This window comes from Paraburkholderia sp. BL25I1N1 (assembly GCF_003002025.1).
Taxonomy (GTDB): Bacteria; Pseudomonadota; Gammaproteobacteria; order Burkholderiales; family Burkholderiaceae; genus Paraburkholderia.
The window spans coordinates 270,312-295,774 of sequence record NZ_PVZB01000005.1 but is presented as its reverse complement, the minus strand read 5'-3'; the positions used below and the strand labels follow the sequence as shown (position 1 = coordinate 295,774).

Sequence of the window (25,463 nt, the reverse complement as noted above, 5' to 3'; positions counted from 1 at the left end):
CCTGGTTATTCGCCCAACTTGGCCGTTGGCGCTTCGCGCCGCTGTTCACTGCGTGCCGCCGTGGATTGCCCGCGTGCGGTCCCGCTCGACGCTGCGCCCGGCGCGCGAGCCTGTTCCGCGCAACCTAGCAGCAGGCCGGCAAAAGCCCAGAATGCCAGCATGGTGGTCTGCCACATGAAGTCATCGGTCGAATTTTTCGCGATCATACCGGCCACCAGCGCAACGCCCGCGGCGCACTGCCAGGGCTTGACTCGACGCAGCCGCCAGAAACGCAAAACGAGGCACAGCAACAGCACGGTCTGCAGCACCACGCCGACGAACCCCGTCTGCAACCACGTGTTGATGAACAGGTTGTGCGCATGCGTCAGCGCTTGCGGTTCGACCGCCAGCAAACTGGCCGGCATTTCGCTGCGATAGACGATACCCGGCAGCGGCTTGCCGAAACCCACGCCGATCCACCGGTGGCGCTCGGCCTCGTGGATATAGAACGCCCATAGCTTCGGACGCGTGTCGGCCGATACGGTGTCGCCGATCGCGGAAAGCGAACCCGGCACGTAGACCGGATGACCGTCGATCGCCAGATCGTGCGGCTGCTGCACGGAAGGAGGCAGCGCAGCCGTGCGCAGGCGGGAGCTAAGTTCGAGCGTGCCGACGCCGGCCGCGCCCACCACGGCAATGACCAGCAACGCCAGCGGCAGGCGCCGCCGGTACAGCGGAAACAACGCGACCAGCAGCGTCGCGGCGGCCGCCGGCCAGAAGAACCGGTTGAGCGTTGCGAGGCCAATGAAGAGGCACAGCACGATGCCGCTCGCGCCGATCACGCGCCAACGAGGCCGCAGCATGAAGCCCGCGAACAGCGCCATGGCAAATACCGCGAGCGTGCTGGTGTGGCCGACGCGGTTATAGAAATGCATGGGGAAGGTATTGGCGGTGGGCGGTTGCAAATGCCCCCAGTTGAGCGCGCTGATCACGGCGACCGCCACGCAGGCGATCCAGTTGACGGCCACCACGGGCTCGGGCCGCCGCAGTTGGGTGCCGAATAGCCAGAAGCCCCAGAACGACACCAGCGGATAGAGCACTTCGTCGCACCACGCGTGCAGACTGATCATCGGATACATGGACCACGCGACCGAGGCAAGGCTCCAGCCGGCCCAGCCCGCGATCGGCAGCGCCAGCGGCCAGTGCCGCAGCGAGGGCCGCTCGGGCGACCAGGCCGCCGCCGCCACGCCGAGCGCCATCAGGGCGAGCGCGTTGAAGACGATCGCCGTCATGTGGCCGAACATCACCACGAACAGAATGACCGGACAGGCAACCCAGAACACGCGCTCCACTCGCGCAGCCGTGTGAGTCATTACACTTTCACCAGAACATTTTGCAATGCGTTATATACCGACTCGACCGACAGCCGGCCCATGCAGTCGGCATGGTCGCCGCGCCACGCGACGCAGGTCGTCTCGTTGCGATCACAGCGTCGCACCCATGCTACCTCTCGGCGGAAAATAAAAGGCTGATCGCGGCACGGCATGTCAGCGATCGTGATCGGCACGAAGGGCACCTCGCGCCAATAGCGGCCCGCGCCGTGAATCAGCGCGTTGCCCGGCCCGAACAGCGCGAGCGTGGGCACCCCAATCAGACGCCCCAGATGCGCAACGCCGGTATCGGGACAAACCACGGCTTGCGCGCCGGCAAACAGATGCCACAACTCGCCGAGGCCGAGCCGCGCCGCCAGGTTCGGATGATGCGGGTCCGGGTCGATCGCGCGAATCAGCTCCGCCTCGCCCGGACCGCCGGTCCATACCGGCAGATAGCCGAGCGCTTCCACGCGTTGCGCCAGCTCGCGCCAGCGCGCGTTGGGCCAGCGTTTGACGCTGGTGCTCGCGCCCGGATGCAGCACGACGTAAGGCTGGGTCAGCAGCGACGGCTCGGGCAGCGCCGCATGTTGCGGCGCGCGCCAGTCGGCCGGGCGATAAGCGCGCGGCGGCGGCCCGTCGATCAGTTCCGTGGCGAGGTCGGCCCAGGCCGCCGCCGTGTCGGGATACGGCACGCTGCGGTTGAGCGGCCAGTTTTTCCAGGCCGGCCGATCGCCCGAGTGTCCGACGATCCAGCGGCAGCCCGCGCCCAACGCGAGCCAGCTATGACGATTGTCGCCGAGCACCATGCCGAGGTCGTAAGGGCCGGAAAGCAGAACGTCGCGCACGGACTTCGAATCACGCGGATCGAACGGCAAGGCCGTGACGTCGAAGGGCCGGCCGGCGTACAGCGGCACGATCGCCTTCGGACAGGCGAGAACGATCTGCGACTGGGGGTATTGCTCGCGCAGCTTGGCGAGCAACGGCGTGAGCAGCAGCGTGTCGCCCAGCAACAGATGATGCGCAATCAGGATACGGCGCGGATGCCGCGACTCGCGGCGCAGTGGCTTGATCAGCAGTCGCGGGATAGCCCGCGCAAAAATACGAAGACGCCCGGTAAGCCGACTCATAGGCTCATCGGCGCGTGGGTTCCCGCCGCGATCTTGCAGTACGCCGATACCCGGCGTGAGGTCGCGTTCGCCATGCACAATCTCCAGCGGTATTCTTCCCGAAGGCCTCCAGTGCAGCGGCGACGGTCCCGTCACGGCGGGCTGGCGCGGCTCGGGACGCGGCGCCTTTGGCCCGCCGCCTGTCCAGGCCGGCATGGAAAGCTCGATGAAATAAAAATGGGGCGTTCCGCTCGATCTGAGTTCGAGCGTTGGTAGTTCAAAATTATAACATGTGGCCCTGCCGCCGAACGACGCAAAACCGCGCCAGCAGGGCCGCCCGCGCCGTACACGGCAAGGCTGCGGCGAGTCCTAACGCGCGGCGTCGATCTGCCGCGCCAGCGTCAACAGCGCGCTTGCGTGAGCGGCCACACTTGCGTCGTAAAGCACCGCGTCGTGGGCAAATTCGGACGGTGCGCGACGCGTGCCGTCGCGATGCACGCGAACTGCCCGCTCGAGAGTGGCACGCAGGTCGGCGAGGTCGTCCGGCGCGAAAACGAACTTCGCGTGCGGCGCGATCGCATCGCAGCAGCCGATGCTCGACGGGAAAATGACCGGCGTGCCGCACATCACCGATTCAATGCCGACCAAGCCAAACGGCTCATACGTCGATGCGAGGATCGTGAAGTCCGCGGCCTGGTAGCACTGCGCGAGCTCTTTCACGTAGCCGATATAGCGCAGCCGTTCGGATGTGCGAGCGGGCGGCCGCCCCGCCACGGCCACCACCACGGGCAGCGGCGTGTCACGCAGCGCGGCTTCGATGAGCGGCAAGCCCTTGCGCTCATGGCTGCTCGACGGAAACAGCAGGACGATTTCGTTGTCGGCGAAACCATATTTGTGGCGCAACGCGGCGCGCGTGGCGGCGTCGGTCGGCGCGAAGCGTGTGGCATCGACGGGCGGATACAGCACGCGGATCTTCGCTTCGTCGACCCCGTACAGTTCGCGCAGTTCGTCGTGCATCAACTGTGAATGCGCCACGACCACTTTCGAGCGCTCGTACTGACGGCGTTCGAGCGCGATCTGCCAGCCGTCCGAAGGCTTCTGCGCGCGCCCCGTCGCCCGCAGAAAACCAAGATGCGTGCCGCCACAGATCGCCATCTCCGACGAGTCCACGCGGTTGCAGCCGATCAGCACATCGACCTGCGCCGCGCGCCGCGCCGCGCGCAAGCGCCACGAAAACCAGCGATCGCGCAGTTTACCCGGCAGGAACGAGACGTTGATACGGTGCGGCTCGACCAGTTTGAATTCGGGCAACGACGCGTCGAAGCGGCGCGCGAAGAAAGCCGGTTCGACGCCGAGCGCGGCAAAGCCACGCACCAGATCCATGGCGTAGCGCTCGAGCCCGCCGCTGTGCCGCAGGGCGTTACTGGAGAGTCCAAGTTTGTTCATTCAGACCGCGCGCGCCTGCGCCTCGTCAAATGTTAAGGGGGAAGTCGTGCGCGGTCCGGGCCAGCGGACCGCGTGAATGGAAAGCCGAATGGCGGATCGACGTGTCGCGCGCGTCAGGCCGTGGTCTGCTGGAACTGGATGCGGTGCAGATGCGCGTACAGCCCGTCTCGCGCCAGCAGTTCACGATGGCTGCCGCTCTCGACGATGCGCCCCGCTTCCATGACGAGAATCCGGTTGGCGCGCTCGATGGTCGAGAGGCGGTGCGCGATGACGAGTGTCGTGCGGCCCTTCATCAAGGTTTCCAGCGCGGCTTGCACGTGCCGCTCGGACTCGGAATCCAGCGCCGATGTCGCCTCGTCGAGGATCAGGATCGGGGCGTCCTTGTAGATCGCGCGCGCGATTGCCAGACGCTGCCGCTGGCCGCCCGAGAGCATCAAGCCATTGTCGCCGACCAATGTGTCGATGCCTTTCGGCATGGCCTCGACGGTGTCCCACAGGTTGGCCGCGCGCAGCGCCGCCTTGACCTTGTCGGGGTCGGCGGTCTGGCCGTAGGCGACGTTATTGGCGACCGTGTCGTTGAACAGCACCACGTCCTGGCTCACCATCGCGATCTGGCTGCGCAGCGCGTGCAGATCGTATTCGGGGATCGCCACGCCGTCGACCAGGATCTGGCCGGCGGTCGGATCGAAAAAGCGCGGCAGCAGATTCACCAGCGTGGTCTTGCCGCTGCCCGACGGGCCGGCGAGCGCGACCATCTCGCCCGGCGCCACCTTGAACGACACCTGGTCGAGCGTGTGGCGGTTGTGCGTGGCGTTGGCGCCGTAGTTGAACGAGACGCCGCGGAATTCCACTTCGCCGCGCGCGCGCTCGAGCGGCTTGCCGCCGCCTGCCGGTTCGGACGGCTCGTCGATCAGACCGAAGATGAGCTCGCACGCCGTCATGCCGCGTTGCAGCGGCTGGTTCACGTCCATCAGATGCTTGAGCGGCGAGATGATCAGCAGCATCGACGTGACGAAGGCGACGAAGCCCCCGACCGTGGTCTGATCCGACGACGACTGCACCACCGCGATCGTAATCACTACAGCAAGCGCGATCGACGCAAGGAACTGCGTCAACGGCTGCGCAAGGCCGCCGGACACGGTCATGCGCATGGCGTAGCCGCGCAGACGCTTGCTCATCGCCTCGAAGCGGTCCATCTCGTACTGTTCGCCGTTGTGCACCTTGACGACCTTATACCCGCCCACCGACTCTTCGACGATGTACGAAAGCTCATTGGTCAGCAACTGATGCTCGCGGTTCAGACGGCGCAATCGGCGGTTGATCTTGCCGACCAGCCAGCCGATGGCCGGCAGCAGCACCGCGACGATCAGCGTCAAACGCCAGTTCAGATAGAACAGATAGCCGAGCAGAAAGACAACGGTGAGCGAATCGCGCACCAGCGTGACCAGCACGCTCAGCAGCACGTTGAGAATCTGGTTCACCTCGAAGACGATCGCATTGATGACCGTACTCGCGGTTTCGCGCTGGAAGAACGCAACGCTCGTGTGAATCATGCGGCTGAACATCTTCAGGCGCAGGTCGAGCAGGATCTTGTTCGTCACGTAGGCGAGCAGATAGCCGGACGCGTATTGCGACAGGCTGCGAACCAGGGCGAGGCCGATCACCGCGGCCGGCACGAACCACTTGGTCTTGTCGTTGGCGTGCGCGCCGAAGCCCTTGTCCAGCAGAGGCTTGAGCAAGGCTGGGATCGCCGCGTCGGTGGCGGCGCTGACGGCCATCGCGACGATTGCGCCGAGGAGAACCCAGATCAGCGGCTGGATATACGGCCACAGCCGTTTAAAGACGACGGCGGCCGACGACGCCTCGCCTGAACCGATGGGTTTGCTTAACGTTGGCTTCGCGCTCAAGGAATCCTCTGAGAAGGCGGAACGGCTACCGCGCGGCGGACGGAAGGCCGGCCGCGCGGAATATCGAAAAAGAGCATTGTAAACGCTTGGGGGTGAGCGTCGAAGGTTGAGAACCGGCTGTGTATACTCCTCGTGCAACTCGCCTGGCGCATTCCGCTTGCGCGACCCGTTCCGTCATTCCGCCCACCACGCTACTTCAGGTATGCAAGAAACCACCCTCGGCGTCGCCATCATCACCAAAAACGCGGCGGCGCGGCTGGCAGAATGTCTGCAAGCCGTGGCCTTCGCCGATCAGATCGTCGTGATCGACGGCGGCAGCACCGACGGCACCGCCGGGATCGCCCGCGCGCACGGCGCACGCGTGATCGAGCAAACCGATTGGCCGGGCTTCGGCCCGCAGAAGAATCGCGCGGTCGACGCGCTCAGCACGAGCTGGATTCTTTCAATCGATGCCGACGAGATCGTCTCGCCGGAACTGGCCTCCGCGATTCGCGCCGCGATGACGACTCCGACTGCGGAGGTCTACGCGGTAGACCGGCTGTCGAGCTTTTGCGGCCACTGGATTCATCACAGCGGCTGGTATCCGGACTGGATTCCGCGCCTCTTCAAACGCGGCGCCGCGCGATTCTCCGACGACCTGGTGCATGAGCGACTGGTATTCGACACGCCGGCGCAGCGACTCGACGGCAAGCTGATGCATTACTCCTACGAGGACTTCGAAGGCGTGTTGCGCAAGCTCGACGCATATTCGACGGCGGGCGCCCAGCAACGTCACGCGGCGGGGCAACGCGGCAGCTTCGGCAAGGCGCTCGGACGCGGCACGTGGGCGTTCGTGCGGACTTACCTGCTGCGCCGTGGTTTCCTGGACGGCCGCGCCGGTTTTATGATCGCGGTGTTCAATGCGGAGACGGTGTATTACCGGTTTTTGAAGCTGGCGCGGCTGGGAGAGAAAGCGCGGCGGTAGGTCTTGGGACGTAAGCCGCGCAGTCATCCTGACCGGTCAATAGACGATCTCGATCGAGCTTCCCGCGAACTCGCCACGCAACGCTGCGAGCAGTTCGTCGGTCGGCTTCACGCGCCATGCGTCGCCCAGGCGCATTTCACCTTCCGCATTCTGGCTGCGATAGACCACCTGCACGGCGAGCCCGTTCGGAATCTGTACCGCCTGACGCTGGCCACCTCCGCCATAGCCGCCGCCATTACGGCCGCCGCCGTTGCCACCGCCATTTCCACCACGCGATGATGCCGCCGGCGCCGCGACTACTTGCGGTTCGTCCTTGCCCGCGCTGTGCGCTTCGAGCACGCGACGCAACGCCAGCGCGTCCGCATTGCCGTTCATCTGCACCTTGACCGCCTCCGCATAACGGCAGCGCGCACGACCGAGGTCCATGACCGTGTCGACGGTGAAGCGGATGCCGCCCGTGAACGCGTCGTTACGCGCCTGGCCTTGCACGACCAGCAGTTCGTCTTCCTTGAACAGCTGCTTGTGCGCCTCGAACGTTTCGTTGAACACCGTGACTTCGCACTGGCCGGTGCCGTCGTCGAGCAACGCGATCAGCATCTTGCCCCGCTGGGTCATCTGCGTGCGCAGCGAGGCGATCACGCCCGCGATCAGCTTGTCGCGTCCTTCCTTCAGTTCGCCGATCTTCTGGCGCACGAAGCGGCGGACTTCGCCCTTGTAGGCGTCGAACAGATGGCCCGACAGGTAGAAGCCGAGCGCGGCCTTCTCTTCCTGCAGCTTCTTCTTTTCCGGCCACTCCGCTTCGTCCACCAGCTCATGACCTTGCGAGGGCGCGTCGCCCATGTCGAACAGACCGGCCTGCAAGGCATTGGCGCTCGCCTGCTCGGCGGCTTCCATGGCGAGCGACACGGACGCGATCAGTTGCGCGCGATTCGCATGCAAGGTGTCGAACGCGCCGGCGCGGATCAGAGCTTCGACCGTGCGGCGATTGACGATGCGGCGGTCGACCCGGTTGCAGAAATCGAAGATGTCGATGAACGGACCTTCTTCACGCGCGCGCAGGATTTCCTCGATTGCGTTCTGGCCGCTGCCCTTGATTGCGCCGAGGCCGTAACGGATCGTTTTCGAACGCTTGCCGTCAGGCTCGGCAACCGGCTCGAAGCGGTACGCGGACAGATTCACGTCCGGCGGCAACACCGCCATCTTGTTCGTGAGACAGTCTTCGAACAGGATCTTGACCTTGTCCGTGTCGTCCATGGCGAGCGACATATTCGCCGCCATGAATTCCGCCGGATGGTGCGCCTTCAGCCACGCGGTGTAGTACGCGAGCAGCGCATATGCGGCCGCGTGCGACTTGTTGAAGCCGTAGCCCGCGAACTTCTCCATCAAGTCGAAGATTTCGTCGGCTTTTTCCGCGGTCAGGCCGTTCTTCGCGGCGCCCTGACGGAACAACTCGCGATGCTCGGCCATTTCCTCGGCCTTCTTCTTACCCATCGCGCGACGCAGCAAGTCGGCGCCACCCAGCGAGTAGCCGCCGATGATCTGCGCCATCTGCATCACCTGCTCCTGGTAGACCATGATGCCGTAGGTCTCTTTCAGAACAGATTCGACGCGCGGATCCGGATACTCCACCACTTCCCGGCCGTGCTTACGCGCGCAGAAGCTCGGAATCAGATCCATTGGGCCCGGACGGTACAACGCGACCAGCGCGATGATGTCCTCGAAGCGGTCAGGCTGCGCGTCTTTCAGCATGCCTTGCATGCCGCGGCTTTCCAGCTGGAACACGGCGACCGTATTCGCTTTCTTCAATATCGAGAACGACGCCGGATCGTCGAGCGGCACCTGCCCGAGCGACCAGTCCTGCTTCGACGGATCGAGACGGCGGATATAGCGCTCGGCCCAGTCGAGAATTGTGAGCGTGGTCAGACCCAAAAAGTCGAACTTCACGAGGCCGACGGCTTCGACGTCGTCCTTGTCGTACTGGCTCACGACGCCGCTTTCATCGCCCTGCGTATATAGCGGGCAGAAATCAGTCAACTTGCCGGGCGCGATCAGCACGCCGCCCGCGTGCATGCCGACGTTACGCGTCAGCCCTTCCACGCGCTGCGCGAGTTCGAGCAGCTGATGCACTTCGTCTTCGTTGTCGAAACGCTCCTGCAGGAGCGGCTCCTCTTTCATCGCGTCGGCAATCGTGACGTGCTTGCCCGGCTTGAACGGAATCAGCTTGGCGATGCCGTCCGTGAACATGTAGCCGAGATCGAGCACCCGCCCGATGTCACGCACCGCCGCCTTTGCCGCCATCGTGCCGAAGGTGGCGATCTGCGACACGGCGTCCGCACCGTACTTTTCCTTCACGTACTGGATCACGCGATCGCGGCCGTGCTGGCAGAAGTCGATGTCGAAGTCGGGCATGGACACCCGCTCCGGATTCAGGAAACGTTCGAACAGCAGGTTGTAGCGCAGCGGGTCGAGGTCGGTCACGCCGAGCGCGTAAGCGACCAGCGAACCCGCGCCCGAACCCCGCCCCGGTCCGACCGGCACGCCGTTGTTCTTGGCCCAGTTGATGAAGTCCGCCACGATCAGGAAGTAGCCGGGAAAGCCCATCTTGATGATCGTGCCGCACTCGAATTCGAGGCGCGCGTAATACGTTTCGCGTTGCGCTTCGCGCTCGGCCGCGTCGGGATACAACTGCTCGAGACGCTTTTCGAGCCCCTCTTTCGACAGCTGCACGAGGTAGTCGTCGAGCGACATGCCGTCGGGCGTGGGGAACAGCGGCAGCTTGGGTTTGCCGAGTTCGAGCGTGAGGTTGCAACGCTTGGCGATTTCAACGGAGTTGGCGAGCGCCGACGGAATGTCCGCGAAGAGCGCCGCCATCTCTTCCTGTGTGCGGAAGTACTGCTCGGACGTAAAGCGCTTTGAGCGGCGCGGATTCGCCAGAATGTCGCCCTCGGAAATGCACACGCGCGCTTCGTGCGCGGTGAAGTCGTCCGGCGTCATGAACTGCATGGGGTGCGTGGCGACCACCGGCAATTTCAGCGACGCCGCGAGCGCAACCGCCTGCTGCACATACTGCTCGCCGCCGGGCAGACCACAGCGCTGCAACTCGATATAGAAGCCGCCCGGGAACACTTTCGCCCAATGCAACGCGTTGCGCTTTGCCGCTTCTTCGTTGCCCGCCGCGAGCGCGAGACCGATGTCGCCTTGCTGCGCGCCGGACAAAGCAAGCAGCCCTTCGCCGAGACCGGATTCCAGCCAGCTCGCCTCGACCTCTGCGCGGCCGCGATACTGATTCGTGAGCGAGGCCTTGCTGAGCAGTTCGCACAGATTCAGATAGCCGCGCCGGTCTTTGACGAGCAGCAGCAAACGGGAAGGCTTGTCGCGGTCGTCCGGATTGGTGATCCAGACGTCGCAGCCGGCAATGGGTTTGACCCCTTTGCCGCGGGCTTCCTTGTAGAAACGGACGAGGCCGAAGGCGTTGCCGAGATCGGTGAGGGCGAGCGCGCCCTGACCGTCTTTGGCAGCGGCCTTGACGATGTCGTCAAGACGCACGATGCCGTCGGCAATCGAGAATTCGGAGTGAACGCGGAGATGAACGAAGCGGGGATCTGACATGGGCGACATTGTAACTCCACCCTTCCGGAGTTTTCAGGCCAAAGCAGCGCGTTAGCCGATCGGCTTAGGACAAGTATTGGCAAGCCGCTTGCATAGGCGCTTCCACGTTGGCCGAGCACGCGAACGGACGCTCGCGCAGAGCGAATCGACAGCAAGTTGACGAACGATTTGCGCTACCGCAAACCGTTGCCCATTCGGCCGAGTCGGGTAAAGCGCCGGGTTGAGGGATAATACGGGCTTCGCCCTATTCGACGTGGCCGCGCCGCATGGCGTTTGAAGGCGGGCAGCCCAATGCGCCCCCGTTTTCCGCGAGGCCGGTCACTTCTTACCGCTGGACACTCATGAGTATCGTTAATCTCTCTTCGTATCATTTCGCGACTATCGAAGACACCGCTGCATGGCGCCCGTTCGTCACGGAACGCTGCAATGCGCTCGGCCTGAAGGGCACCATTCTGCTAGCGCCGGAAGGCATCAACCTGTTCGTCGCCGGCACGCGCGAGAACACCGACGCCTTCATCCACTACATTCGCCACGACGCGCTGTTCGAAGGCAAGTTCGTGAATCTGCAGTTCAAGGAAAGCCTGTCGGACAAGCAGCCGTTCACCCGTATGCTGGTCAAGCTGAAGCGCGAGATCATCACGATGAAGAAGCCGGCCATCCGACCGGAGCTCGGCCGCGCGCCGTTCGTCGACGCGCCCACGCTGAAAAACTGGCTAGATCGCGGTCACGACGACCAGGGCCGTCCGGTCGTGATGCTCGACACGCGCAACGCGTTCGAAGTCGACGTCGGCACATTCGACAACGCGCTCGATTACCGCATTACGAAATTCAGCGAGTTTCCCGAAGTGATCGAACACAATCGCGCGGACCTGGAAGGCAAGACGGTCGTGTCGTTCTGCACGGGCGGGATTCGCTGCGAGAAGGCCGCGATCCACATGAAGGAAGTCGGCATCGAGAACGTATACCAACTCGAAGGCGGCATTCTGAAGTACTTCGAGGAAGTGGGCGGCGCGCATTATCACGGCGACTGCTTCGTATTCGACTACCGCACCGCGCTCAATCCGCAGCTCGAGCCTAGCAAGACCACGCAATGCTTCGGCTGCCGCGCGGTGGTCCCGCCGCAAGCGCAAGAATCGCCGCTGTACGTGGCGGGCAAGACGTGTCCGGAATGCCATCCGGACGGCAAGGCGGCGCGCGCCGCGTGATGGCGGCGGCGTACCACGCCACCACTGGCCCATGACCTATCGCGGACGTTTCGCGCCCTCGCCCACCGGGCCATTGCACTTCGGCTCGCTGGTCAGTGCGCTCGCAAGCTGGCTGGACGCGCGTGCGCATCGCGGCGCATGGCTCGTTCGCGTTGAAGACATCGACGGCCCGCGCACCGTGCCCGGCGCCGCGGAAGACATCCTCGCCACGCTCCAACGCTTCGGCATGCATGCGGACGAATCGCCAGTCTGGCAAAGCACGCAGATGGCGCGGTATCAGGAAGCACTGGAGCAATTGAAAGCGACGGGCGTGATTTATCCATGTGGCTGCACGCGCAAGGAAATCGCCGACTCGCTGCTCAACGCGCACATGCGCAATACGACGCTCGCCTATCCCGGCACCTGCCGCAACGGCCTGCACGGCAAACCGGCGCGCGCCTGGCGCTTGCGCGTGCCGGACGGCAACGCGGCGATCATCACGTTCGAAGACCGCTGGCAAGGCAAACAGACGCAGAATCTGGCCACCGAGGTCGGCGACTTCGTGCTGAAGCGCGCGGACGACCAATGGGCTTATCAACTGGCGGTGGTCGTCGACGATGCGGACGCGGGCATCACGCACATCGTGCGCGGCGCGGATTTGATGGATTCAACGGCCAGGCAGATCTATTTGCAGCGCTGCCTGGGCGTGCCGACACCCGAATATCTGCATGTGCCCGTCGTCACGAACGAAGAGGGCGAAAAACTCAGCAAGCAGAACGGAGCCACAGCACTGGATCATGACAAGCCGCTTGAAGCGCTGAGCGCGGCGGCACGTCATCTTGGGCTCGATCTGGGAAACGCTGCGACCTATACGACGCTAGACGGCTTTTATGCTGCCGCCACGGCGGCATGGGCAAAACGGATGGGCTTACCGGCAGCGTGAACGCGATTCGCGTCTGAAAAATCTTGCCGTGCGCGGTGCGCATTGCGCAAACTGGCTGCGGCAACCGGCACGGTGCGCGATGCGGCGTGAGCATTCGATAGGCTTCAAATTTTGCCGCGCTTCATTTTGCCGCGCTTCAAACGGCGCCCTGCTTGCGGTCGAGCCCGGTCCCTCGAGATAAACCGCGCCGCAAGCAGCGAACTACAAATCAGGTAGACGAGGACGACTTCCGCGGCATCCCAAACCCTCCTAGCAGCGCTGCCAGCGGCTGCTTGGACGCCGCCTTCTGCGGCGCGGCGGAAGCAGCGGCCTCCTCGATCTTGCGAACCGAAGAAGGCGACGGCTCATAAGGCTTCAGGAAGAAATCATCCACGGGCTGCGCGCGGTGATGATGCGGCCGGTCGTACGAACCCGACGACGACGCACCCGTGCGACGACGGCTGCCGCGATCTTCCCGAGCCTCGCTGCTGCGCTCGCGACGCGGCGCGCGTTCTTCATGATGATGCCGCACCGGCGCTTCCACCGTCAGGCGTTGCACATCCAGCGGACGCTTGATCAGCTTCTCGATATCGGCCAACTGCTTGCGCTCGTTCGGGCTGCACAGCGACAACGCATCGCCCGAAGCACCCGCGCGGCCGGTACGGCCGATCCGGTGCACGTAGTCTTCCGCATTGAACGGCAGATCGAAGTTGATCACCGCCGGCAATTCGGCGATATCCAGGCCGCGCGCGGCGACGTCCGTTGCCACCAGCGCTTCGATCTCGCCGCGCTTGAACGCGTCGAGCGCCTGCATCCGCTCATTCTGCGTGCGGTCGCCGTGAATCGCGGTCGCGACCACGCCGTCGCGCTCAAGGCTGCGCGCCAGGCGGCTCGCGCCAATCTTGCTGTTGCAGAACACGATCACCTGCTTGAGACCGCGTTCGCGAATCAGTTGCACGACCGCACCGGTCTTGTCGCCCTCGGCGACTTCGTACACGACCTGCGTTACGTTGGTTGCGGTCGAGTTGCTGCGCGCGACTTCGATGGTCTGCGGGTCACGCAGATACGTGGCGGCAAGCTTCTTGATTTCGCCCGAGAACGTGGCCGAAAACAGCAGGGTTTGACGTTCTTTCGGCAGCAGGTTCAGGATGCGCTGCAGATCCGGCAGGAAGCCCATGTCGAGCATGCGATCCGCTTCGTCGAGCACGAGGATCTGCACCTGGCCGAGATTGGCCGTTTTCTGTTGCACGTGATCGAGCAGACGGCCCGGCGTGGCGATCAGAATCTCGACGCCGCGGCGCAGTTGCTCGGATTGCGGATTCATATCCACGCCGCCGAACACCACCGCGCTGCGCAGCGCGGTGTGCTTCGCGTACGCCTGCACGTTCGCGGCGACCTGGTCGGCCAGTTCGCGGGTCGGCGTGAGGATCAGCGCGCGCACCGGGTGACGCGCGGGCGAAGCGCTCGTGCTGGCCTGCGGCAGCAAACGTTGGATGATCGGCAGCGAGAAGCTTGCGGTCTTGCCGGTACCGGTTTGCGCGGCGCCCATCATGTCACGGCCGGCCAGCACGACAGGGATCGCCTGCTCCTGGATCGGCGTGGGGATGGTGTAGCCCGACTCTTTGACGGCTTTCAGGATGTCGGGCGCGAGGCCGAATTGATCAAAAGTCGCAGTACTGGGCGTGACGGCTGTGTCGGACATGGTGGCTTTCGCTAAAAATGCGCTTCGCGCGTGCGCGCGGCAGCGGTCGGAACCGCAGAGGGCATTGTGATGAAGGCGGAGCCACGGCGTTCCGCACGGGACCCGTTGGTACTGTCGGTACGGCGGGAAAAATTGCGGCCGGCTCCGGCCGGCGGAAACACCCGCCGGAAAGGCCGGTATTGTAGCACTTCAGCAAAAACACTCATGGCGCATGCGCCGGCTTTCTGCTTACGCCCGCGAAAGCCAGCCGCCGAGACGCTCCGCAGCCGCCGGAGAATCGCGGCAAAGCCGTGGCGCGCCCCGCTCGCAGCGTAGTTCGTGGGGACGACAGTTGTGTGACAGCGTGTGGGTTCGCCGCCTCACCACGTCTCGCGCATCACCATCAAGCGCAGTTCGGTCATGTCCTCGATCGCGTAGCGCACGCCTTCGCGCCCTAGCCCGGAATCCTTCACGCCGCCATACGGCATGTTGTCGACCCGGAACGAGGGCACGTCGTTGATCACCACGCCGCCCACGTCGAGTTCGTCCCACGCGCGATGCGCATGCGCGAGCGAATCCGTGAACACGCCCGCTTGCAGCCCGAAATCGCTGTCGTTGACGGTTGCGAGCGCGGCGCCGAAATCGTCGAAGCGCTCCAGGATCGCCACCGGCCCGAAAGCTTCCTTGCGATACAGATCCGTGTCGCGTTTCACGCCTTCGAGCAGCGTGGCTTCGAACATCGCGCCGTCCACCTTGCCGCCCGCGATGATCTTCGCGCCCGCCTGCACCGCGCTCTCCATCCAGCCGGCGAGGCGTTTGGACTCCGATTCGGAGATCATCGGCCCGACGAAGGTCTTTTCGTCTTTCGGATCGCCCATCACGAGCGTCTTCGTTTTCGCGATCAGCTTCTCGCGCAACGCATCGTAGACCTTTGCATGGACCAGAATCCGCTGCACGCCGATACAGCTCTGCCCTGACTGGTAGAACGCGCCGAACGCGAGCCGGTCGACCACATAGTCGAGCTTGTCACCCTGATCGCCGTCGACGATCGCGGCCGCGTTGCCACCCAGCTCCAGGATCACCTTCTTCTTGCCGGCTTTCTTCTTCAAATCCCATCCCACCGCGGGCGAGCCGGTGAAGGACAGCAATTTGAAGCGCTCGTCGGTGGTAAACAGGTCCGCGCCGTCGCGATGGGCGGGAAGAATCGAGAACGCGCCTTTCGGCAGGTCGGTCTCCGCCAGAATCTCGCCCATGATGAGCGCGCCGACCGGCGTGCGGCTCGCCGGCTTCAATACGAACGGCACGCCCGCCGCGATGGCCGGCGCGACCTTGTGCGCGGTCAGGTTCAACGGAAAATTGAACGGCGAAATGAACGAGCACGGGCCGATCGGCACGCGCTTCACATAGCCGTGGTAACCCTTGGCGCGCGGCGATATCTCCAGATTGACGATCTCGCCGTCGATGCGCACCGATTCCTCCGCCGCCACCTTGAACGTATCGATCAGGCGCGTGACCTCGCCTTTCGAGTCGTTGATCGGCTTGCCGACTTCGATGCACAGCGCAAGCGCCAGCTCGTCGTAGCGCTCACGAAAGCGCTTCACGCAATGTTCGAGCACCGCCTGGCGCTTGAACGGCGGAAAGGCGCGCAAAGCGGGCATGGCGTCGACGGCATGGCCGATCGCTTTGTCGATCGCGGCGGCGTCGGCCATCGCGACGCGGGTGGCGACTTCGCCGCTGAATTTATCGGTGACTTCCAGGTCGGTGTTGGCGGCCACCGCAACGTTCGCCAGGTAGTACGGGTAAGTCTTCTGCAACATGACGCGTCTCCTTGATCCGATGCCTTCACAATTGCGCTGAAAGCCGCTTGATTTCGCGATTCAGCACGCGCTCGTTGTCCGAATAGTCGATCGGCAGATCGATCACATGCACGCCGGGCGTCGCGAAACATTCGCGCAGCAGCGGCGCGAATTCCCCCGCCGTTTCGATGCGGTGCCCCTTCGCCCCGTAGCTCTCTGCATACGCGACGAAATCCGGATTGCTCAGCGTCATGCCGTAGTCCGGGAAGTTCATGTTTTCCTGCTTCCAGCGAATCATGCCGAAGGCGTCGTCGCGCACGATCAGGATCACCAGATCCAGCTTCAGACGCACCGCCGTTTCCAGTTCCTGCGAGTTCATCATGAAGCCGCCGTCGCCGCACACGGCCATGACCTTGCGGTCCGGGTGCACGATCTTGGTGGCGATCGCCGACGGCAAGCCCGCGCCCATCGACGCCAGCGCGTTGTCGAGCAGCAGCGAATTCGGTTCATGCGCGCGGTAGTAGCGGGCGAACCAGATCTTGTACATGCCGTTATCCAGACACACGATGCCGTCCACCGGCGTGGTCTCGTACACGTCGTTGACGACGCGCACCGGATACATGGGAAAGCGGTCGTCGTGCTGGCCTTTGGCCAGATGCGCCTCGAAGTGCTCCTTGATTTCCTTGAAGCGCGTGAAGTCCCAATGCTCCTGCCGCTCCTTGAGGCTTTCCTTGAGTTGCCACACGGCGTTGGCGATATCGCCGACCACTTCGATCTGCGGGAAGTACACGGTGTCCACTTCCGCGCCGAGAAAGTTGACGTGAATCACCGTTTTCTCGCCCGCGTCGCCGCTGCGCATGAAAAACGGCGGCTTCTCGATCACGTCGTGACCGACGTTGATGATGCAGTCCGCGTGATCGATCGCGCGGTGCACGAAGTCGCCGTCGGAGAGCGTCGCATTGCCGAGCCACATGGGGTGCGATTCGTCGATCACGCCCTTGCCCATCTGCGTCGTGAAGAACGGAATGCCGATCTGGTCGACGAACTCGCGCAGCATCTTGGTGGTGGTCTTGCGATTGCCGCCCGCGCCGATCATCAGCAACGGATGCTTCGCGCTGGTGATCGCCTCGACCGCGCGCGCCACGGCTTTTTCCTCGGCGACGGGACGGCGGCTGTAGCTCTTCGGAATCGGCTTGCCGTCGCCTTCTTCATGCGCGACGTCTTCGGGCAATTCGAGGTGCGTGGCGCCCGGCCGCTCTTCCTCCGCCTGACGAACCGCCTCGCGCACCATCGCCGGAATATTGGCGATCGATACGATCTGCCGCGTGTACTTGGTGAGCGGCTCCATCATGCGCACCACGTCGACGATCTGAAAATGTCCCTGCTTGCTCGACTTGATCGGCTTTTGCCCGGTGACCATCAGCATCGGCATGCCACCGAGTTGCGCGTAGGCCGCGGCGGTCACGAAGTTGGTCGCGCCCGGCCCGAGGGTGGCCAGACACACCCCCGTGCGCCCGGTGAGACGGCCGTACGTGGCGGCCATAAAGCCGGCCGCCTGTTCGTGGCGCGTGAGGATCAGACGGATTTTCGAGCGGCGCAGCGATTCGAGCAGATCGAGATTTTCTTCACCGGGAATGCCGAACACGTACTCGACACCTTCGGCTTCCAGCGATTTGACGAACAGGTCCGATGCTTTCATTGAGGGTCTCGCTTGATGATACGGACGCGGGCCGCGACCCCGTCGCCGGGGCCCGGAAACTGGCGATCAAAAACGGACGATCGAAAACGACGCCGGCCACGCCGGCAATGCCCGGCATGACTACGATGGCATGACGCGGCGGCACGGCGGCAATGCCATGCGGGACAGCTTACTACTCGAATGGAAACGGTGTGCGCCGGCGGACAACGCTGCAAGGCAGGGGGAAAGAAGAAACGGCGGCATGGGTGGAGAATGCCGCCATTTGTCGCACTCAGCGATTGATGGCGATGCAGTCCGAAAGCATGGGCGGCGCGTCTTGGCCGGCCATGGCGTCATACAGGTCGGCGCGCGGGCCCTTGGTCCACCACGTGTAGCTGCCGGCCTGATATTTCGCGCCGGACGCCGACAGCGTGTTGACGAACAGCAGTTGCTTGCCCTTCACCGGCACGAGCGCGAAGCTTTGGCCGTTCGCCGTGTTCCAGTATGTGACTTGCAGGATCTTGCCGGTCGCGCAGGTGTATTTGTGCGTCTGACGGTTTTTGGTCTGAATCTCGGAGAACTGCAACGGCGCGGCCCACGCCTCGCTGTATAGCGCCGCGAGACCCGCCGCCGTGGCGACTGCAACAAGCCATTTCTTCATTAGATGCCTCGATCGTTGCTACCAATCTAACACGGGTGACGCGCCGCCCATTGCGCCTCGCGCTGCGGCTAAACGTCCGACGGCGGATCGGTTATGGATCGATCACGTCGGCGCATGCGTCGGTCGGCGCAGCGGCGACATGCCCCACCAGCGGCACGATCTTCAAGCCTGCCGAGGCGACCCGGCACGGCGCCGCCGCGAGGCCGCATCCCGACAATCCCGCGCACAGCGCGAGCAGCACGCCGAGTGTGCCGAGACGGCCGGTCCAACCGCGCCGCGTGGTGTTGCGGATTTCCAGCGCCATACGTACCTATACTCCGATGAGCCCGACGAGCCCAATCATTCAGATTGCGCGCGCGGCAATGGTGCCGGGCACGCGGGTCGGGCAGCGCATGGCAAATCGCCTCATTACAGCGATTCGCCCGTGCGTCGCGCCGTGACTTACTTTGCCGACACCGGCCGCACCGCCGCCGCGGCCTGCTTCGCGCGCGAACGGGCTTCGTCCGTGTTCTCGCCGGTGGCGAGCGCCACGCCCATGCGGCGCTTGATGAAACTCTCCGGCTTGCCGAACAGACGCAAGTCCGCGTTCGGCACCGCCAATGCCGCGGCGACGCCTTCGAAGGCAATGCCTGCCTCGTCGAGCCCGCCGTAAATCACCGCCGACGCACCCGGCGCCCGCAGCGACGTATCGACCGGCAAACCGAGAATCGCGCGCGCGTGCAATTCGAATTCCGAAAAGCGTTGCGAGCACAGCGTGACGAGACCCGTGTCGTGCGGACGCGGACTCACTTCCGAAAACCATACGTCATCGCCGCGCACGAAAAGTTCCACCCCGAACAGGCCGCGGCCGCCGAGCGCGGCCGTCACCTTGTGCGCGACCTCGCGCGAACGTTCCAGCGCGAGCGGGCTCATGGGCTGCGGCTGCCAGGATTCGACGTAGTCGCCGGCCACTTGCACGTGGCCGATCGGGTCGCAGAAATACGTGCTGACTTCGCCGCTTGCCGGATCGATGGCGCGCACGGTCAATTGCGTGATTTCGTAGTCGAAGTCGATAAAGCCTTCGACGATCACGCGGCCGTGATTCACGCGGCCGCCGGCCAGCGCGTATTGCCATGCGGGTTCGACGTCGGCGTCGCTGCGCAGCACCGACTGCCCCTTCCCCGACGACGACATGACCGGCTTCACCACACATGGATACCCGACTTGGGCGATGCCCGCGCGCAGTTCGTCGAGCGAATCGGCGAAGGCGTACGGCGAGGTCGGCAAGCCGAGTTCCTCAGCGGCGAGACGGCGGATGCCTTCGCGGTTCATGGTGAGTTGCGTGGCGCGCGCGGTTGGGATCACCTCGGCGAGACCGTCGCTTTCAATGGCCGCGAGCGCGTCGGTCGCGATCGCCTCGATCTCGGGGACGATCAGGTGCGGGCGCTCCTGTTCGACCAGCGCGCGCAATGCGGCGCGGTCGGTCATGTCGATCACGTGCGCGCGGTGCGCCACCTGGTGACCCGGCGCATTCGGGTAACGGTCGACGGCGATCACTTCGACGCCCAGCCGCTGCAGCGCGATGATCACTTCCTTGCCGAGCTCGCCGGCGCCGAGCAGCATGACGCGCGTGGCGGATTCAGAAAGGGGTGTGCCGATCCGTTGGCCGATCTGCATGAGGTCTCCAGATAAAAGTCGGATGAGGGTGGGATTGGGTAGAGCACGATGTTAACATGCGGGCCCCTCGCCGCGCCTTGCTCGCGGCGGCCGCACCATGCTTCACGCGTGCAGGGCAACGGCGTAGCAAGAAGGCGGCGCGCAAGGGCGCCGCGGCGCTCCGAATCAGCGCTTTCGCGTGCCGTTGCTCTCGCGTGCGGCGAGCTTAGTGCGTTACCCTTACGCCTTCGCCAGTTTGAAGAGGAACGACGCCATGCTCCAAAGCTCCTCCGCGCGACGTATTGCGCGCTTCACCCCGTATCTGCGCACCGCCATTGCCGCGTTGAGCGTCGCCGCGCTGTTGGGCGCCTGTGCGATCCCGAAACATCCCGACGAGCAAGCCGCCGCGCCCGATCCATTCAATCCCGCCGCCGCGCAACTGCTCGACGACACCAGTTGGGTGTTGAGCGCCTGGAAACAGGCCGACGGCACGACGCGCGCGATTCCGTCCGCCGACCAGGGCGCGCCGATTACCCTCACGCTTTCGACCTCGACCGGCCAGCGCCACGCCAGCGGCTTTTCCGGCTGCAACCGTTACATGGGCTCGTACGCGCTGAAAGACGGCAAGCTGAGCTTCGGCACGCTCGGCGGCACGCGCATGGCCTGCATGACGCCGGGCGGACAGATCGAAGGCGCCTATCTCAATGCGCTCACGCACATCGACCGCACCGGCGTGCAGATGCGCGCGCCGCAGCAGATGCAACTGGTGCTCGACAACGGCGACACGCTGACCTTCGACAGCAGCACGAAATGAACGCGTCGCGGATCCTCCCGTCGACGCCTCGGCGCGCTGCTGACCGAAGCGGGCTGCACAGCGGCGCCGCGCGCCGGACGGTCCATATGACGGGTGAAGGCTGTCCCGACAGCCGTTGTTTTTCACCGACGGCACGCCGCGCGCCGGTCTGTTTTTCAATTGGACGCCAGCATACTTGCGTCTGCCTTCGAAGCATCGGGCTTCGCCGGTTAAACTCGTCGGATTGCGTTTTTGCGCGTCCGTCATTCGTTGATGTCTAGTATGCACACGGTAGTTTTCGGCTGGTTCGGCGGGTCAGCCGTCTGGTTCATTCCTCTTTTGTGGCGTCTCGTGAAGTCGGTTCTGCCGGGCGGCGCGGGTCTGCGCGGCCCCGGCACGATCCGGCTGTGGCTGGGCTTCGTCTGCGTGCTGGTGGCGAGCTGCACACTCGAGGCATCGCTGATCGGCGTGGCCGGCGTGAACGGCTTCGGCCATGCGCTGGCCACGGGCTTCGGCCATCTGCTCGGGCATATCGGCACGCCCCTCGCGGCGCTCGCGCTGCTTTTCATCAGCCTGCCGTGGCTGATCGACTTCCGCTGGCGCGATTTCGCTGCCTGGGCCGACGGCGCGTTCGGCCTCGGCCTGTCACGCAGTCTCGCGAAACGCGACGAGGAAGCGCGCCGTCATCGCAGCGTCGATGACGGATTGCCGTCGCATGTTTCGCCGGCCACCAATACGATGGCGCCTAAAACCAATGGTCGTTACGCGCGCCCGACGGTCTGGCGTCCGCCGGCGCGTGGACGCGACGCGGCTGCGGCTGGCGCGGCGGCGAGCGTGGCGGGCAAGGATGCGGCGGCCCGTAGCGGTGCAACGAGTTGGCGCACAGGCGCGGCCGCGCCGCGCAGCCAGGCGACGCAGGCCGAGCCGGTGCTGCGCACCGGCGCTGCGGCCACACCGCCGCGACATGGGCCGATGCAAACGCAACCACTCAAAGCGGACAAGGCTGCCTGGATGCCGGCTGAGCCGGTTGCGCCGGCCGGCTGGTTGCGCGAGTCGGGGTCGCGGGCGGCTGCGCCGGGAGCAGGATCGGTGGCGGGATCGGTCTCGGGTGCGGCAGCAGGGTCGGGGGTGTCTGGAGTTTCCGCTCGCGTTGGCGCGTCGCAGGTTGGACGTCGTTCGGCCGGCGAGCAACGGCACGTGGGATCGGTAGCCGGGGGCGCTTTTGCTGCGGGTGCTGCGGGTGCTGCGGGTGCTGCGGGTGCTGCGGCCAAGGTAACTCAGGCAGCCATGCACGCGTCAGCGACAGCGCGGGCCGTGTCGGGCAGCGTGGGCTCTCATTCCGCCGCAGGTTCAGTTGGAAATGCGGCGGCCGGCGCGGGCCGTCCTTCGACGATGGCCCATGACACGGCGGCCTCGGCGGCTTCCGTCAACCGCACGTCCGCGCCGCGGCAAGCTTTCTCGCCCGCCCCTCGTTCGACCGACGTCACGCCGACGCGAGCAGCGAGCCGTCCGGCACCGAGCTACACGCGTCCAATGCCGGTGACGCAGAAAGTCACGCCACCTGCCAGCGTCCAGGAGACCCTTCGCAGCATCGCGGAAAATGCCGCGCGCTGGACCGATATTGCGGGCGTGAGCCTCGCGCGCAGCACCGGCTCGGAAAATGCGAAAGTGACGGATGCGCCGAATGCGGCGCCGTCGTTCGAGCCTGAGCAGTCGATTGTCGATGTGCCACGGACGGATGCGGCGGAAGCGGTTTTGACGTCGGATGCGCATCGCCCTTCGTTTGAAGCTGCGGACAGCGCGCCGGCCGATCACGCGTCAGAGGCGCCGCCCGACTCGCCGCGCATGGAAGCAGTGATCGAGGTGCCGCCCGAAGTGAGCCACGAGCCCGTCGTGCAGTGGCCAATCGAGCCGCCGATTATTCGACCGCCGTTGACGGTGGCGCCAGTGGTTGAGCACGGGCTGGTTGCTACGCCAGCGCCGACGTCTGCGTCTGCGCCAATAACTGCGCCAGAGGTTGAGCGCGCGCCAATTGCTGCACCTGCACCTGCACCTGCACCTGCACCTGCACCGCAGTATGTGCCGCCGGCCGCTACACCGACGCCGTTCCAGGTTTTCGCTGCGCAGTTGCAAGCAAGGGACGCGCACGAAGATGAAGCGCCGTTCGAAGACGATCCGACTGTATCGACAACACACGCCGACCATCACACGAGCCCGAGCGTTGAAACCGCACAGACGCTCAGCCAGCCTGCGGACCATTCAGAAGTCATCGCACCGCGCGTCGCCGGGCAGTTCGCTGCGCCAGCAATTGCCGAACAGGTGAAAGAGGCGGCACCGTTCGTCGAACCGCAGCCCGCCGCGCCTGCGTCGGCCGCTGAAGTCGTAATCGAAAAAACTCTCGCGCCTTGGGAAGCCGAACTCGACGCGGTACTGGCGCAACACACGGCTTCGTCATCGAGCGTGCCGGGTGTCAGCCGCGTCGGCGTATCGAGCGGAGCCGGCCTGACGCATAACGCCATGCCATCGCTGAACATGGCGCGCGCAGTCGAGTCCGCCACGCTCGTCGAAACCGAAACGGCGCACGCCCCTGCCCTGTCAGGCGTACCTGAAGCATCGGACTCGGCAACCGTTGGGCACGCGGCGAACATAACCGCCGCAACGCCGCCGCAGAATGTCATGCCGCACGTCTCGGAGACACCGACCGCCGCACACGCGGCGAACATGAGCACCACAGCGGCGCCGCAAAGCATCGCGCCACAGACTTCGGGCTCGTCGGCTAACGCGCATGCGTCGAACCTGCCCATCGCGGTGTCGCCGCAGAGCCTCGCGCCGCAAGCATCGAACGTGGTTCGCTTTCCGGGCTTCGTCGTTCAGACGGCGCCCGTGGCATCTGATCTCGCTGATGACGAATCTTTCGCCGTTGAAGAACGTACCAACGACGCCGCTATCCCGCCGCAAGCGCCGGCAGCATCGGCATCGCTCGCGGCGCCATTCACAACCGCGGCCCCATCCGTAGAGGCAACCGAAGCAACCGAGGCCACGGAGCCCACCGAACCCGCCGTCCAACCACGCCCTCCCCTGCGCGGCCACAGCCCCGCCAACGGCTTCGAGTTCCGCGCGCCCGCGGCATCGATGGTCGAATTGCCCACGCTCGATCTGCTCGCGCCCGCGGACATCGACGTCGAACCGGTCTCCGAAGAAAAACTCATCGAAACCGGCCTGCTGATCGAACAGCGTCTGCAGGAATTCAAGGTGCCGGTCACGGTCGTCGGCGCATCGGCCGGCCCGGTCATCACGCGCTTCGAAGTCGAGCCGGCGCTCGGCGTGCGCGGCAGTCAGATCGTCGGCTTGATGAAGGATCTGTCACGCGGCCTCGGGCTCACGTCCATCCGCGTGGTCGAGACGATTCCCGGCAAGACCTGCATGGGCCTCGAATTGCCGAACGCCCGGCGCCAGACGATCCGCCTCTCTGAAATCCTCGAAGCCAGCGTCTATCAGAACTCGCATTCGCAGTTGACGCTCGCCATGGGCAAGGACATCACCGGCCATCCGGTCGTCGCCGATCTGGCGAAGGCGCCGCACATGCTGGTCGCCGGCACGACCGGTTCCGGCAAGTCAGTGGCGATCAACGCGATGATCTGCTCGCTGCTCTACAAAGCGACGCCGGAAGAAGTGCGCCTGATCATGATCGACCCGAAGATGCTGGAGTTGTCTGTCTACGAAGGCATTCCGCATCTGCTCGCGCCCGTGGTCACCGACATGAAGCTGGCGGCCAATGCGCTCAACTGGTGTGTCGGCGAAATGGAAAAGCGCTACCGGCTCATGTCCGCGGTTGGTGTGCGCAACCTGGCCGGCTTCAACCAGAAAATCCGCGATATCGAGGCCAAGGGCAAGAAGCTCGGCAACCCGTTCTCGCTGACGCCGGAAGCGCCCGAACCGCTCGCGCCATTGCCGCTGATCGTGGTCGTGATCGACGAGCTCGCCGATCTGATGATGGTGGCCGGCAAGAAGATCGAAGAACTGATCGCGCGCCTCGCGCAGAAGGCGCGCGCCGCCGGCATCCATTTGATTCTGGCGACGCAGCGTCCTTCGGTGGATGTGATCACCGGCCTCATCAAGGCGAACATTCCGACGCGGGTGGCCTTCCAGGTGTCGTCAAAAATCGACTCGCGCACGATTCTCGATCAGATGGGCGCCGAGTCGCTGCTCGGCCAGGGCGACATGCTGTTCCTGCCGCCCGGCACCGGCTATCCGCAGCGCGTGCACGGCGCTTTCGTCGCTGACGAGGAAGTGCATCGGATCGTCGAATATCTGAAGCAGTTCGGCGAGCCGCAGTACGAGGAAGGTATTCTCGACGGCCCGGCCACCGACGGCGGCGCGGCGCAAGACCTGTTCGGCGAATCGCCTGATGCGGAAGCCGATCCGCTTTACGACGAAGCGGTCGCCTTCGTGGTGCGCACGCGGCGCGCGTCGATCTCGTCGGTGCAGCGGCAGTTGCGCATCGGTTATAACCGCGCGGCGCGGCTCGTCGAGCAGATGGAAACCGCGGGCCTCGTGTCGGCGATGGGCATCAACGGCAGCCGCGAAGTGCTGGCGCCGGGGCCGGCGGAATAAGTGGCGACTGGCCGGTGAACGCCGCTGATTGCAGCTGATCACCGGCGCTACCGAGGGCCGCAAGACGCAAGCGCAAACAACCTCGCCGCGAAATCGACCACAAAAAAGGAATCGG

Annotated in this window: 16 protein-coding genes; 5 read left to right on the top strand and 11 right to left on the bottom strand. The window is 64.7% G+C overall.

The genetic code is table 11. The annotated features are described in order from the left end of the window. Window positions 1–5: 5 nt before the first annotated feature. From B0G73_RS10040 to msbA, 4 genes are all read right to left on the bottom strand, one after another. Window positions 6–1,352 carry an O-antigen ligase gene (locus tag B0G73_RS10040; RefSeq protein WP_106280254.1) on the bottom strand — a complete coding sequence of 449 codons (1,347 nt, stop codon included), beginning with the start codon at window positions 1,350–1,352 and terminating at the stop codon, window positions 6–8. Then, window positions 1,352–2,479 carry a glycosyltransferase family 9 protein gene (locus B0G73_RS10035; RefSeq protein WP_106280452.1) on the bottom strand — a complete coding sequence of 376 codons (1,128 nt, stop codon included), beginning with the start codon at window positions 2,477–2,479 and terminating at the stop codon, window positions 1,352–1,354. The genes B0G73_RS10040 and B0G73_RS10035 overlap by 1 nt, the downstream gene beginning before the upstream one ends. A gap of 348 nt (window positions 2,480–2,827) precedes the next feature. Then, a complete protein-coding gene (locus B0G73_RS10030; RefSeq protein ID WP_106280252.1) occupies window positions 2,828–3,904 on the bottom strand; it encodes a glycosyltransferase family 4 protein in 1,077 nt (358 codons plus the stop codon). Between the two features lie 113 nt (window positions 3,905–4,017). Further along, on the bottom strand, window positions 4,018–5,811 hold the full coding sequence (gene msbA, locus B0G73_RS10025) for a lipid A export permease/ATP-binding protein MsbA (protein WP_106280250.1): 1,794 nt from the start codon (window positions 5,809–5,811) through the stop codon (window positions 4,018–4,020). Between the two features lie 202 nt (window positions 5,812–6,013). Between msbA and B0G73_RS10020 the strand changes: the two genes are divergently transcribed. Then, window positions 6,014–6,775 (top strand): glycosyltransferase family 2 protein, encoded by a 762-nt coding sequence (locus B0G73_RS10020; protein ID WP_106280248.1) that lies wholly within the window; start codon window positions 6,014–6,016, stop codon window positions 6,773–6,775. A 36-nt stretch (window positions 6,776–6,811) separates the two neighbouring features. Here B0G73_RS10020 and dnaE read toward each other — a convergent pair whose 3' ends face one another. Next, window positions 6,812–10,393 (bottom strand): DNA polymerase III subunit alpha, encoded by a 3,582-nt coding sequence (gene dnaE / locus B0G73_RS10015; RefSeq protein ID WP_106280247.1) that lies wholly within the window; start codon window positions 10,391–10,393, stop codon window positions 6,812–6,814. A 332-nt stretch (window positions 10,394–10,725) separates the two neighbouring features. Here dnaE and B0G73_RS10010 point away from each other — a divergent pair, with 332 nt between their 5' ends. Together B0G73_RS10010 and gluQRS are read left to right on the top strand one after the other, a co-directional pair. Next, window positions 10,726–11,589, top strand: a complete 864-nt coding sequence (locus B0G73_RS10010) for a sulfurtransferase (RefSeq protein ID WP_106280245.1) — start codon at window positions 10,726–10,728, stop codon at window positions 11,587–11,589. 31 nt (window positions 11,590–11,620) lie between these two features. Beyond that, window positions 11,621–12,511: a tRNA glutamyl-Q(34) synthetase GluQRS gene (gene gluQRS, locus B0G73_RS10005; protein ID WP_106280243.1), complete on the top strand. Its 891-nt coding sequence runs from the start codon at window positions 11,621–11,623 to the stop codon at window positions 12,509–12,511. A 208-nt stretch (window positions 12,512–12,719) separates the two neighbouring features. Here gluQRS and B0G73_RS10000 read toward each other — a convergent pair whose 3' ends face one another. From B0G73_RS10000 to purT, 6 genes are all read right to left on the bottom strand, one after another. Next, entirely contained in the window at window positions 12,720–14,192 is a 1,473-nt protein-coding gene (locus B0G73_RS10000) for a DEAD/DEAH box helicase (protein WP_106280241.1), read from the bottom strand. A 359-nt stretch (window positions 14,193–14,551) separates the two neighbouring features. Continuing rightward, window positions 14,552–15,988 carry an aldehyde dehydrogenase family protein gene (locus B0G73_RS09990; protein ID WP_106280239.1) on the bottom strand — a complete coding sequence of 479 codons (1,437 nt, stop codon included), beginning with the start codon at window positions 15,986–15,988 and terminating at the stop codon, window positions 14,552–14,554. Between the two features lie 25 nt (window positions 15,989–16,013). Next, on the bottom strand, window positions 16,014–17,666 hold the full coding sequence (locus tag B0G73_RS09985; protein ID WP_106280237.1) for an acetolactate synthase large subunit: 1,653 nt from the start codon (window positions 17,664–17,666) through the stop codon (window positions 16,014–16,016). A 271-nt stretch (window positions 17,667–17,937) separates the two neighbouring features. After that, window positions 17,938–18,306, bottom strand: coding sequence for an MliC family protein (locus B0G73_RS09980; protein WP_106280236.1), 369 nt, complete (start codon window positions 18,304–18,306; stop codon window positions 17,938–17,940). Window positions 18,307–18,397: 91 nt separating this feature from the next. After that, window positions 18,398–18,610, bottom strand: a complete 213-nt coding sequence (locus tag B0G73_RS09975; RefSeq protein WP_106280234.1) for a DUF6726 family protein — start codon at window positions 18,608–18,610, stop codon at window positions 18,398–18,400. Between the two features lie 137 nt (window positions 18,611–18,747). Then, on the bottom strand, window positions 18,748–19,962 hold the full coding sequence (gene purT, locus B0G73_RS09970; RefSeq protein WP_106280232.1) for a formate-dependent phosphoribosylglycinamide formyltransferase: 1,215 nt from the start codon (window positions 19,960–19,962) through the stop codon (window positions 18,748–18,750). Between the two features lie 253 nt (window positions 19,963–20,215). Between purT and B0G73_RS09965 the strand changes: the two genes are divergently transcribed. Together B0G73_RS09965 and B0G73_RS09960 are read left to right on the top strand one after the other, a co-directional pair. Continuing rightward, on the top strand, window positions 20,216–20,755 hold the full coding sequence (locus B0G73_RS09965; protein ID WP_106280230.1) for an META domain-containing protein: 540 nt from the start codon (window positions 20,216–20,218) through the stop codon (window positions 20,753–20,755). Window positions 20,756–21,016: 261 nt separating this feature from the next. Next, window positions 21,017–25,348, top strand: coding sequence for a DNA translocase FtsK (locus B0G73_RS09960; RefSeq protein WP_106280228.1), 4,332 nt, complete (start codon window positions 21,017–21,019; stop codon window positions 25,346–25,348). Window positions 25,349–25,463: the final 115 nt, after the last annotated feature.